This window comes from uncultured Algoriphagus sp., from assembly GCF_963974835.1.
In the GTDB taxonomy this organism is placed as follows: domain Bacteria; phylum Bacteroidota; class Bacteroidia; order Cytophagales; family Cyclobacteriaceae; genus Algoriphagus.
Genome location: NZ_CAXBET010000007.1, coordinates 35963 through 47914, shown reverse-complemented (window position 1 = coordinate 47914; position 11952 = coordinate 35963). Strand labels below are relative to the sequence as shown.

At 40.8% G+C, this 11952-nt stretch carries 14 protein-coding genes; 5 read left to right on the top strand and 9 right to left on the bottom strand.

What is annotated here, in order from left to right; all coding sequences use genetic code 11:
- Nucleotides 1-137: 137 nt before the first annotated feature.
- The 6 genes from AACZ73_RS14200 to AACZ73_RS14175 form a co-directional block, all read right to left on the bottom strand.
- A complete protein-coding gene (locus AACZ73_RS14200; protein ID WP_339878817.1) occupies nucleotides 138-1184 on the bottom strand; it encodes an NAD(P)-dependent alcohol dehydrogenase in 1047 nt (348 codons plus the stop codon).
- Between the two features lie 69 nt (nucleotides 1185-1253).
- Nucleotides 1254-2336, bottom strand: a complete 1083-nt coding sequence (locus AACZ73_RS14195; protein WP_339878815.1) for an alpha/beta hydrolase — start codon at nucleotides 2334-2336, stop codon at nucleotides 1254-1256.
- Between the two features lie 95 nt (nucleotides 2337-2431).
- On the bottom strand, nucleotides 2432-2836 hold the full coding sequence (locus tag AACZ73_RS14190; RefSeq protein WP_339878813.1) for a cupin domain-containing protein: 405 nt from the start codon (nucleotides 2834-2836) through the stop codon (nucleotides 2432-2434).
- Between the two features lie 13 nt (nucleotides 2837-2849).
- The gene (locus tag AACZ73_RS14185) at nucleotides 2850-3320 is read right to left on the bottom strand and encodes a cyclophilin-like fold protein (RefSeq protein ID WP_339878811.1); all 471 of its coding nucleotides are present in this window, start codon (nucleotides 3318-3320) and stop codon (nucleotides 2850-2852) included.
- Between the two features lie 11 nt (nucleotides 3321-3331).
- Nucleotides 3332-3841: a cupin domain-containing protein gene (locus AACZ73_RS14180; protein ID WP_339878809.1), complete on the bottom strand. Its 510-nt coding sequence runs from the start codon at nucleotides 3839-3841 to the stop codon at nucleotides 3332-3334.
- A 29-nt stretch (nucleotides 3842-3870) separates the two neighbouring features.
- Complete coding sequence (locus tag AACZ73_RS14175; RefSeq protein ID WP_339878808.1) at nucleotides 3871-4440, bottom strand: sugar O-acetyltransferase; 570 nt, start codon at nucleotides 4438-4440, stop codon at nucleotides 3871-3873.
- Nucleotides 4441-4670: 230 nt separating this feature from the next.
- Between AACZ73_RS14175 and AACZ73_RS14170 the strand changes: the two genes are divergently transcribed.
- The 5 genes from AACZ73_RS14170 to AACZ73_RS14150 all read left to right on the top strand — a co-directional run bounded on the left by AACZ73_RS14170 (nucleotide 4671) and on the right by AACZ73_RS14150 (nucleotide 8835).
- Nucleotides 4671-5384, top strand: coding sequence for a helix-turn-helix domain-containing protein (locus AACZ73_RS14170; protein ID WP_339878807.1), 714 nt, complete (start codon nucleotides 4671-4673; stop codon nucleotides 5382-5384).
- 615 nt (nucleotides 5385-5999) lie between these two features.
- Nucleotides 6000-6587, top strand: coding sequence for a Crp/Fnr family transcriptional regulator (locus tag AACZ73_RS14165; RefSeq protein ID WP_339878805.1), 588 nt, complete (start codon nucleotides 6000-6002; stop codon nucleotides 6585-6587).
- Between the two features lie 77 nt (nucleotides 6588-6664).
- Nucleotides 6665-7186, top strand: coding sequence for a DinB family protein (locus AACZ73_RS14160; RefSeq protein ID WP_339878804.1), 522 nt, complete (start codon nucleotides 6665-6667; stop codon nucleotides 7184-7186).
- Nucleotides 7187-7197: 11 nt separating this feature from the next.
- Nucleotides 7198-7950 (top strand): family 16 glycoside hydrolase, encoded by a 753-nt coding sequence (locus tag AACZ73_RS14155; protein WP_339878802.1) that lies wholly within the window; start codon nucleotides 7198-7200, stop codon nucleotides 7948-7950.
- A 72-nt stretch (nucleotides 7951-8022) separates the two neighbouring features.
- A complete protein-coding gene (locus tag AACZ73_RS14150) occupies nucleotides 8023-8835 on the top strand; it encodes an alpha/beta hydrolase (protein ID WP_339878800.1) in 813 nt (270 codons plus the stop codon).
- A 200-nt stretch (nucleotides 8836-9035) separates the two neighbouring features.
- On the opposite strand, the gene AACZ73_RS14145 is transcribed toward AACZ73_RS14150, so the two are convergent.
- The 3 genes from AACZ73_RS14145 to AACZ73_RS14135 form a co-directional block, all read right to left on the bottom strand.
- Nucleotides 9036-9614 carry an NAD(P)H-binding protein gene (locus AACZ73_RS14145; protein WP_339878799.1) on the bottom strand — a complete coding sequence of 193 codons (579 nt, stop codon included), beginning with the start codon at nucleotides 9612-9614 and terminating at the stop codon, nucleotides 9036-9038.
- Between the two features lie 77 nt (nucleotides 9615-9691).
- On the bottom strand, nucleotides 9692-10687 hold the full coding sequence (locus AACZ73_RS14140; RefSeq protein WP_339879106.1) for an aldo/keto reductase: 996 nt from the start codon (nucleotides 10685-10687) through the stop codon (nucleotides 9692-9694).
- Between the two features lie 182 nt (nucleotides 10688-10869).
- Nucleotides 10870-11919 carry an NAD(P)-dependent alcohol dehydrogenase gene (locus AACZ73_RS14135; RefSeq protein ID WP_339878797.1) on the bottom strand — a complete coding sequence of 350 codons (1050 nt, stop codon included), beginning with the start codon at nucleotides 11917-11919 and terminating at the stop codon, nucleotides 10870-10872.
- Between the last annotated feature and the right edge of the window lie 33 nt (nucleotides 11920-11952).

The following is an 11952-nucleotide window of genomic DNA, read 5'->3' as shown; positions in this document are numbered from 1 at the left end:
AAAAGATGACATTCTAAAATACAAGTAATTTCAAATTGTCAACTAGCTGAAATTCATCTCCAAGTTTCGTCTATAAAAAAGGGAAAGATTTTGCCTTTCCCTTTAAATTCATAGTCCAGTTAACGCTTTTGCAAAGATTAATTGTTCTTAATATCTATCACAAACCGATACTTCACATCGCCTTTTTCGAGCCTTTCAAAAGCCTCATTGATTTCAGAGGGCTTGATTAGTTCGATATCAGCAGTGATATTATGCTCGGCACAGAAATCAATCACCTCCTGAGTCTCCGCGATACCCCCGATATTCGAGCCTGAGAAGCTTTTGCGTCCATTGACCACATTGAAAGCCCCAATTTCCAAAGGCTCATTGGGAAGTCCGACAAGGACTAAACTGCCATCCACTTTCAGTGCATTGAGGTAAACATTTACATCATGCTTGGCGGATACAGTATCCAGAATCATGTCAAAATCTCGTTGGGCTTTCATCGCGGCTTTGTCCGTGGAAAGTACTGCAGAATCAGCTCCGAGATTTTTGGCATCTTCCAACTTGGATGGGGAGGTAGTAAATACCACCACTTCAGCCCCAATAGCTTTGGCGATTTTGATGGCCATATGACCTAGCCCTCCTATTCCAATGATTCCAACTTTTTTACCAGGGCCAACTTTCCAGTGCTTCAATGGTGAATACACGGTAATTCCAGCGCAAAGAATTGGTGCGGTGGCGGCCAAATCGACAGTTTCAGACATTTTCAAAACATAATCAGCATTGGCGACGATTTTCTCCGAAAATCCCCCATAGGTCATTCCTCCGGATATTTTATCAGGAGAATTAAAGACCACCGTCCAGCCGGTTTCGCAATATTGCTCGTCTCCATCATGACAATGGCTACATTTACCGCAGCTGTCCACAATACAGCCAATCGCTCCAATGTCACCTACTTTGAATTTGCTGACCTCACTACCGACTTGAGTGATTTTACCGACGATCTCATGGCCAGGAACCAAGGGATAAGTAGACCCTCCCCAGTCATTTTTTACGGCATGGAGGTCGGAGTGGCAAATACCGCAGTAAAGAATTTCGATTTCTACGTCGTTTGGTAAAAGCTCTCTGCGTTGAATGGTCATTTCCTTAATCGGCTGATCGGCAGCCTCGGTACCAAAAGCAGATGATATTGTGTAATTCATAGTTTGTTGGTTTTTTGAAATTTATTCGGTCTCCAAGTGACCTACTGGGTGATAAAGCAACTTTTAATTTTATTTGAGATTCTCCTTGAAAAAGCTATTCAATTTGTCGAAGGGGATATAGTTTTTGTCTCCCCCATCATAAAGGTCTGTATGAACAGCTCCAGGAATAATCATCAACTCTTTAGGCTCAGCGGCAGCTTCATAAGCGTCCTTGCTAAAATAGAGCGAGTGAGCATCCGACCCTGCGATCAAAAGCATTGGGCGAGGAGAAATCTCTTTGATATAAGTAAGGATTGGCATATTCATTAATGAAATTGGCGTGGTAAGCGTCCAAGAACCATTAGAGTTGATGGATCGTGGATGAAAACCTCTTTCCGTTTTATAGTAATCAAAGTAGTCTTTCACAAACTGAGGTTCTTCTCCTGTCAGTTCATTTGGTAATCCATCAGGAGATAAAGCCGGTGAACCGTTTTCAGCATCCTCCCATCGTTGATAACTCATGTTTTCCAATAATGCAGTGCGTTGCTCAGGAGTGGTAGAGTCAAAATATCCCTTGGTATTTACTCGGCACATATCATACATACTGGTGGTCGCAACAGCTTTCACGCGCTTATCCACTGCTACAGCGTTCAGTGCAAACCCTGCAAAGCCACAGATGCCAATAATACCCAACTTCTCCCGATCAATGCCTTCCTGTAATCCTAGAAAATCAATAGCTGCGCTGAAATCCTCTGTGTTAATTTCAGGTGAGGCAACATTGCGCGGTTCGCCACCGCTTTCGCCCGTATAAGAAGGATCAAAAGCTAATACAGCAAATCCCCTTTCTGCCATTTGATTGGCATAATATCCTGAAGATTGTTCCTTCACCGCTCCGAAAGGGCCACTAATTGCCAATCCTTCTAGCGGTTGGTCACCTGCATCTTTGGGAAGATAAAGATCACCTGCCAGGGTTATCCCATATCTGTTTTTGAAGGTTACTTTTTGACGGGTTACCTTATCACTTAGCTCAAATGTATAGGTAGTTTCTTCGTTAGCAATTTCTTTGCTTACGACTTCTTTTTGGCTGTTTTCCATTTCTTGACTTGATTTCTGTGTACAGCCATTTCCCATTATTAGAAAGATAGTGACTGCAAAAACTTGTATTTTTTTCATTTGTTTATTATTCATTTTTCAGTTGTCAGATGGAATCTCGCACGATTAATATTCCTCGCAATATGTACCCCTTGCGTCGTCCTCGATTTCATGTTTTATCCTTTTGTGAGTTTGTATTGATCGTCGCTTACCTTTTCCATCCAATCCACCACTTTTCCATTCACTTCCTCTTGAATAGCGATATGACTCATGGGGAAATGGGCATCTGCTCCATGCCAGTGTTTTTCCTCCGGTTCGAAATAAATCACATCACCAGGGCCAACTTGCACAATTGGACCACCTTCTTTTTGAACCAGCCCAAGACCTGTCTGAATTATCAAGGTCTGGCCTGCTGGATGCGTATGCCAAGCCGTTCTCGCTCCCGCTTCAAAGCTCACCAAAGCTCCTGCAGCAACTGTCTTAGGCTGTTTTGAGATTAGTGGTTCAATTCTAACACTTCCGGTAAACCATTCCTCAGGTCCTGAATAAAAACCTTGCGTTCCATTTTTCTTAATCTCCATAATTTATAGTGGTTTAGTTTTCGACTTCAAATTTTACAGTCACATTACCAGCCCCAAGAGCGGCTTCCAATCCAGCGGGATCTTTAATGGTCCCCATCGGGGTATAGCTATAGCTGGTGTTAAATGACTTATAGAATAACACCAAAGTATTGTCTCCGTAAAGCAAAAGGTCTCCTGTTCGTATAGACGAAGGCACGGAAGCCTGTGTAGGAAGGCTTTTTTCGAGGCGGAAAAACTTCTCATTCCTATTGAGTTCTTGCATGTCCAGTGTAAGTGGCAACATTTGGAGAAAAGAAGCCGTGGTGGGATTATCCACCAATTCAGCTGTAAAGGTTTTTTCTGCCACCGTGATTTTGATAGTCGTCTGCATGGCTGTTGGTGATTGAATTGGGTCGATTTCCGAATCGTTTTTTTTACAGGCTGTAAAACTCATTAGCCCAAGTAATCCCAGGCAAAGAAGAGAATGGAAGAATTGCTTTTTCATTTGTTCCATGTTTAGTTAAGATACACTTCGTCAGTCACAGCTTCTTGCCAGTCAACGATTCCTTTTTCAGTGTTAGGCACGATATAGAGTTGATACAAGCTTTTTTCAGGACTTGCTCCATGCCAATGACGTACATTAGGAGGGCATATGGCAACAGATCCTTTTTTTAGAATTTCTTTGGGCTGCCCTTCAATTTGATGGAAACCTTCTCCGTCGGTGATGACGAGAATTTGTCCAGCAGGATGACTGTGCCAATTACTTCTGGCTCCTGGTTCGAAATAGACATTTCCCACGAGCGTAGTCAAATTACTGTCATTCGGCACTAGCCCGTAGTTGTAGGCATTCCCTGTGAAGTTCTCCTTTGAACCGAGATTCCCTTGTGGAAAAATGGCTTGCTCTTCATTGGTGGGTAGTGATTCTAAAACCTCTTTTCCGTTGAGGGAGGAATTCTGCTGGCATGAACTTAAGCCCAAAGTCATTGTAATCAGCAGACTAAGAATATGTGTATGATCTAATTTCATAGTACTAAACTTAAGTTTATCACCCAGATTTATTCCTCATCAATGGTCTTGAGGATTTTTGCAGGAATACCACCTACAACAGTATTATCAGGAACATCTTTGGAAACGACCGAACCTGCCGCTACTACAGAATTCTCACCTATTGTAACCCCTTGCAAAATGGTGGCTCCTGCACCTATCCAGGCATTCTTCTTAATATGGATCGGCTTTGGAATGAGCGAATGCCTTCCTTTTGGTGAAATGAGATGCCCTTCTGAAGACAAGCATACTTTTGGGGCAATTAATACACCTTCTTCGATAATGATGCCTCCTAGATCGAGAAAGACACAATCAAAATTGATAAACACATTCTTCCCGATTTGGGTATGCTTACCATAATTGATATGGAAGGGAGTGAAAACCACTACACTTTCGTCAATCTTTGTCCCGGTAATTTGACTCAAAAAATCCCTCACTATTGCAGGATCGGAAGTATTGTTCATCTGTAATAACAACTCTTTAGTGGCAAATGAAGCTTCACGCATTCTAAAAGCCTCTGAATCTGAAGCTGAAATAGTTTCACCTGATTTCAGTTTTTCAAATATGTCTTTTTCGATCATTTCCTTTGTTTTGTATTGCAATACAAAATTATCGAATCATTTTTTCCCTTTATTACACATTTTTCTAGATTAGTGTCATATTTCACCTATATGAAAAATTCAAAAAAAAATAGTGGGTTTAAATGATAAACAGGTCCAACGTATTCTTATTGGAAGTCAAAAACCAAGAAGATTTTCCTGAAGAATTTTTAAAATATTATCATACCCATTTATTGTGTCAAAAAGGTTCGATGGAATTTATTTTTAATCAGGAAGAATTTAAATGTAGAGCTGGAGAATTTGTTTTCTGGTTTTCAGGGAGTAAGGTAATTGATATAACATTTTCTAAAAATTTCAAGGCCTCAGTTCTATTAGTGGAGAAAGAATTATTAAATGACAACATTCCTGATCAAGGCAGAAGTATTGATGCCACTTTACATTCTAATCGCTTCCCAGTACTTCATTTACACGATAAGGATGACAGGAACAGAATTTTGCAGAATTTTAGATTATTGCATGAAAAATCTATTCAGACAGAACACAGGTTTTATGAGGAGGTACTGAAATTTCAAATGCGCCTGTTTATTCTGGAGATGTGGCACGTTTTCTCCAATGATTTTGAACATAGAAAGCGAAGTATACAAACGGGCTCCCTATATGAGCGATATATGCATCTCCTCCAGGAATATTGCATGAAGGAAAGGGAGGTTCAGTTTTATGCCAATCAGCTTCATATCACGGCTAAATATCTAAATGCTGTCTGTAAACAGAATTCAGGAGTTACTGCTTCCGAATGGATTCAGCGATTTGCGAAGGAACGTTTGGAAATCCTTCTTCAAAACACCGACTTGAATATTTCTGAGATTGCAGACAAGATGGAGTTTTCGAGCCGTTCATTTTTCACTCGATATGTAAAAAAGGTATTGGGGCTAAGTCCAAGTGAATATCGAAATCGCTTAGATTAGTTGCATTTTTACCTAAGCTCTTTTTAATTACTCTTATGGTTTTTGATTGAGATATACTTGGCACTTGATTTAAATAAATAAGAATGAAATAAAATGGAGAGTGGTATTAAGTAGGGTAAATATTTTTTTTTAAAAACAGATGCATGGATTCATTGGATAGCAATTTGTGCCTTTCTGTATCTAGGAAATGGTATTGATAATACAAGAAAACATTTACTAAAAATGTAAATTGATTCATTCATTGGCTATGGTCATCAGGATTTGAAATGCATCACATGGGAAATGATCTCTTTGAGTGACATAACTTATACAAGAATCTTTTCACGAAGAAAACCTTTTCAGCCCGAATCTGAGCAAATAGCAGGTGTTGCATTATAGCAACAGCCCTTTGATGGTACTACGCTTTAATATTGGGAGTTCCTGAAACAACCTAATGGTACAGCTCTATTTCGATTAAAAAACACTGATTTGTATGTGACAATTTCTTCAATCGCAGAAAATGCTTTAAAAATACTAATGCCGCTCAATAATAGTGATGAGCAAAAATGGTAATTTATCGGTAAGGCACCTTAGTTTTAAGTTTTCCATTTTAATGGTTTCGGGTTAACTTTCAGGATGAACTCCAAGAGACCTTTAGCCAATTTTCTAGAATCATTCATTCACTTTTCTGAAGAGGAAATGAATTTGATTACGGAAAGTTTTGAAGTGGAAAAAATTTCAAAGAGACAAAAGCTATTAGAATCCGGAAAGGTATGCAAAGAATATTTTTTTGTGGTTCGGGGTTGCTTTCGGATGTACGGAATCGACGATCGAGGCTTTGAACACAATATTCAGTTTGCTGCGCAAAATGATTGGATTGCTGACATCTCAAGTTTTTATACTGGTAAACCCAGCCTTTTAAATATTGAATCTCTGGAAACTTCCGAAATCCTAAAAATCCATCAAAAGGACCTTTACCGACTTTTTGAGAAAATCCCGAAGATCAACCGGGTTTTCAAAGTCACTATCGAACACAAATACATTGAATTACAAAATCGTGTGATGCAGACTTTTAGCTCGACCGCAGATCAGAGATACTTGGATTTTTTGGAGCAATATCCTTCTCTTTCGAATCGACTTCCCAATACCCAAATCGCTTCTTATTTAGGTATCACCCCTGAGTTTTTAAGCAAAATAAGGAAAAATCTTACCAATAAAGGCTGATTTCTTAATCTAGTTTAAGGGTAGCAAGCAGGCAGAGTTCGGATTTTTGCAATAACAAAAACCAAAAATCCAAACTCATGAAAATCCTTTTCATATTTCTATGCTTCTTCGCTATGACGTCAGTTGCAAATGCACAAACTGCAACCTCTTCCTTGGTCGCTGATTGGGAAAGAGCCAAAGCCTACACTTTGGAATATCTGGAAACTATGCCTGCTGACAAGTACAATCTCAAGCCAACTCCCGAGATGAGGACTTTTGCCCAGCAGATGCTTCACCTGACCGATGCCAATTACAGTTTTACATCCGCTGCCACAGGAGCGCAAAGTCCAATAGGAATGGGAGAATCTGAAAAATCCGCAGATCAAAGCAAGGCAAGCGTGGTAAAACAAGTAACTGCGGGTTATGACTTTGTTATTGCAAATCTAAAAACGATGACTCCTGAAAAACTCAACGAAAACGTGACCCTCTTCGGAAGATTCGAAATGACCAAAGGCAAGGCCCTGGAAAAGCTGTTTGAGCATCAAACACACCACAGAGGTCAAACCACGGTCTATATCCGCTTGGCAGGGGTAACTCCTCCCAATGAGAAACTATTCTAAGCAGAAGATTTATGCGAATATTTCATAGACTATTGGTCCTCTTGGTTCTGACCAGTTCATTTTCTTTGAATGTGAATGCTCAAACCTTGAAACTCAAAAAGCAGGAATTTGAGTTGCACAACACAACTGGAGAAATCGTCAAATTCCAGGGAAAGAGAACATTAAAAATCGAACGAGATCTCAATGCGATCCCCTTTGATTCCACCCGAGTGGAAGCCACGGTAGACGAACCCCATTATGCCAGGCTTGTTGGTCTGGATGACTTTGAAAATGGAACCATCGAAGTCAAAATGTACAGCCAATTGAAGGTTCCGGCACCTTATTCCGGAATTGCCGGATTCATTGGACTTTTCTTTCGAGTAAAAGAAGATGACTCGGAATTTGAGAGCATCTACGTTCGACCAAAGGTCGGAAGGGCGAGTAGTCAGCGATTCAGAAACCACTCTGTTCAGTACTTTTCCTACCCCGATTACAAATTCGACACCTTGAGAAAAATCGCTCCTTTCGAGTATGAAGGCTCAGCCCCAACTGCTCTGAATGAATGGTTCACCATGCGAATCGAAGTCAATGGAGAATCCGCCGAGATGTTTATTAACGATGAAAAGTACTCCTCTTTTGTGGTTGACAAAATGCTGGGAAAAACCAAAAAAGGATTTGTGGGCCTGTATGTCGATATTGGAACCATTGGCTATTTCAGGGATCTTAAAGTGACCAAAAGAGCTTACTTAGAGAAGAAAGCGCAAGAAAAGGTGTCGGATATTTAACCAGACTAACTGTTGCATTGCGCACTCTATTCCTTTCCATGATTTGATCCACAAGAATTTATCAACCTTCGAATGAAAAAGCTTCTTTTATTCTCGCTAATGATAATGACCATTCATAGCTATGCCCAAGAGGTCGACTATGGCAACAACCCAGCGGCTGGACGCTACGTGACCGCTGGAGACGCAAAGATTTACTATGAAGTATATGGCAATGGTGAACCAATTGTGCTGTTGCATGGTGGAATTATGGGTTCCACCGCTGAAATGACACAGTTTATTGACAAATTGAAACCCAACTATCAGGTAATAGCCATTTCTAGCCGAGGACATGGCAAGTCGGAAATGGGTATTTTCCCTATTACCTATGAGAGGAAAGCCAAAGACATTTTTGATGTAATCAATGAAGTAACGAAAGATTCTGTGACTGTACTCGGTTTCAGCGACGGAGCATACACCGGATACAAAGTAGCGAGTATGTATCCGGAAAGGGTAAAAAAGCTGATAGCAATCGGTGCAGGGGAGCAAATTCCGGGACTTCGAAAAGTGGTATTCAGCGGAGGGCCTTTTGATCCCGAAAATAAGCTTTGGCAGGAAAGAAAATTAATCATGCCAGAACCGGAGCGTTTGGAGGATTTCTGGGCAGCCATGGAATCTTTTTATAATTCTATGACTGCAAGCAAAGAGTTATTTGGCTCCATCAAATGCCCTGTACTGGTGATGTCAGGCGAATTGGACCGAAATGCTCCGCTGCCTACCGTAATCAATGCCTACAACATGATTCCCAACAGCCAATTGAGCATCATTCCAAACTCTGGTCATGTGGTGTTTTTGGAAAATTTTGAAGCGGTTTGGTATGCTTTAAAGCCTTTTCTCGGAATCAATTAAGTTCTAGAGGATTGAATACTCTCTAATTTATGCCTTATAATTCCTTCATTTAGCATCAAGCCTCGGCACTTAATCGCTCCGATCTATAGTTTATGTAAAATCATTTGATCAACCGCATGAATAGCCTTATAGTACCTGTAGTCCAAAAATTATATCAAATCCCTACTCATCATAATGGAAATTCAGGAATGACAATTCTTCTATGAATTTGGTTTATTGATCCCAAGGTTTTGCCTCACATTAATTTGAGGGTCTTCAATTAGCTTGGAGATAAAAGTTGCCAGACTCCTTTGCGAAATCACAGAGCCTTTTTCTGGCTCACCTTTAGTGGTGATTTCATAGTCCACCTCGTCAGTTGCCGTGAACCAAGCAGGTCTTAAAATGGTATAATCCAATTCAGAAGACTCGATTATGTCAGAAGCCTTTCGATACTGTTCCAACACAGATTTCATTGGCACATCATAAATTCCGATGGAGGAGATGAATATAATCCGCTTCAACTGAGTTTCTTCCATGGCTCTGACAATGTTTTTGACCATATTTCCAAGCTCTCCCGCAAGATTGACATAGACGATTTCCTGACCAAACATAGCTTCTTTGAGCTGGGTATAATTTAGAACATCTCCTTCAATGATTTGAGCCCTAGCAACATTATTCTTTCGAAGCCTTCTAGCATTTCTTAAAAATAGCGTCAACTGTATGCTGGAATTGTTAATTAGCAAATCATAGACATGCCTCGCTATGGTGCCGGAAGCACCGAGTATCAATACATTTTTCATAGGTATATGTTTATTTGGAAAGAAGGAGCGCTTTGCCACTCCTTTCAATATTCTTGAGATACTAAGTGTTTACAGACTTAGTTCTGCACTCTGCTTCTTTCCACTTCTGTATAACGATCTCCGACGATTTCAATTTTCGAAACTGCATCGTCCAATTCCATAAGATCAGCCTGAGAAAACTGTATTTCGGATGTTGCTAGATTTTCATGTAAATGCGCTTCTTTCGTAGTGCCTGGAATCGGCACGATCCAAGGCTTCTGATGAAGGAGCCAAGCCAAGGATACCTGTGTTGGCGTCAATCCCCGCTGATGTCCGAAGTTGATCAGAACTTCGATCAATGGCCAGTTGGCGATCATGGATTCAGATGTAAACCGAGGCAAGCCTGCTCGGTTATCATTTTTAGCAAAGAACTTAGTCTGTCCGTTCAGAGTGCCTGTCAAATAGCCACGACAGACAGGACTATATGGAACAAAACCAATTCCTAATTCTTCACAGGTATTTAAAATATCACCTTCAGGTTTTTTCCATATTAGGGAATATTCACTTTGAAGGGCAGTGACAGGTTGGACCCCATGAGCTCGACGGAGTGTATCAGCATTTACCTCACTCAATCCAAAATTTCGGACTTTCCCCTCTGCAATTAGATCCTTAACGGTGCCCGCCACATCTTCCACAGGCACATTTGGATCTTGGCGATGCTGATAAAATAAGTCGATCACATCAGTTCTCAATCGCTTTAAAGATTCCTCAGCTACTTTTCTGATTTGCTCAGGGCGGCTATTTAGTCCAGCCATCGTTCCGTTTTCGATGTTAAAACCAAACTTGGTGGAGATCAAAATTTCCTTTCGCAGAGGCTGAAGCGCTTCTCCGACTAAGTCTTCATTCGTATAGGCTCCATATACTTCAGCTGTATCAAAAAGAAGAACTCCAGATTCTACTGCTTTTCGAATCAGTTTAATACTCACATTTCGATCAGGTATTCGGCCTCTGTGATAACTCATACCCATACATCCTAATCCAAGAGCAGAGACTTCCAAACTATGTTTGCCTGAACCAAGCGTTCTATGCTTCATAATGTTGAGAGAGTTCATTGAGTTCGGCTGTTTTAAAACAGAAGCTGAAATAGCTGGAGCACTCAATATCCCAGCTCCCAAAGTCGCTCCAATTTTAAGGAAGTTTCTTCTGGTAGAATTTGATTCTTGGGGGATGTTTGGTTGATTGGTTTTCATAGGAAAAGAATTTAGGGTTTTCAGATTTAGAGGGTGGCCATATCTATCACAAATCGATATTTGACATCACCTTTTTCCAATCGGTCAAAAGCATCATTCACGTCCTGCATCGCGATGATTTCTGAGTCGGCTGTGATGTTATGCCCATAGCAGAAGTCCAGCATTTCCTGCGTCTCTGCAATGCCTCCTATGTTGGAGCCTGCAAAACTTTTTCTTCCCATGACGACATTAAAGGCGCCTACTTCGAGAGGCTCTGGAGGAAGGCCAACTAACACGACTGTTCCGTCATGTTTCAAGAGATTCAGATACGAATTCACATCATGTTTTGCGGAAACAGTGTCAATGATAAAATGTAATTGACCGGTATATTTGGCCATTTCTTCAGCGTTGCTGGATAGGATAGCGTAATCTGCACCCAAGCGCCTTGCATCTTCAACCTTGGAAGGAGAAGTGGTAAATACAGTTAATTCGGCTCCCATGGCTTTCGCGATTTTAATAGCCATATGGCCAAGACCGCCTATTCCCAAAATGCCAACTTTTTTTCCTGGGCCTGCTTTCCAGTGCTTCAAAGGAGAATAGACCGTTATTCCTGCGCAAAGTAGAGGAGCTGCTGCTGCTAGATTTTCAAAATTTGGCATGTGCAGCATATATCTCTCGTCACATATATAGGACTTTGAGAATCCTCCAAATGTTGCCCCTCCTAGATGTTTGTCTGGAGAATTGAAAGAAAAGGTTACTCCTTCTTCGCAGAACATCTCCAAGTTATCCTCACAACTTTCGCAGTGACCACAGCTGTCCACGATGCATCCCACGCCGGCGAGTTCACCTACTTTGAAGTTGCTTACATCTGAACCCACGCGGGTTACTCTTCCTAAAATTTCATGTCCAGGAACAATCGGAAACATAGTTCCTCCAAAGTCATTTTTGATTTGATGCAGATCCGAATGGCAGATACCGCAATACAGAACTTCCATTTCCACATCGGAAGGTAGTAGTTCTCTTCTTTTGATTTCAATTTTATGCAGCGGAGTGCCCTCTGCTTCAGTTCCGTATGCTGTGCTGTTGGTAGTTTTCATTTATTTTTGACTTTTAATTCTAGATGAAAATTC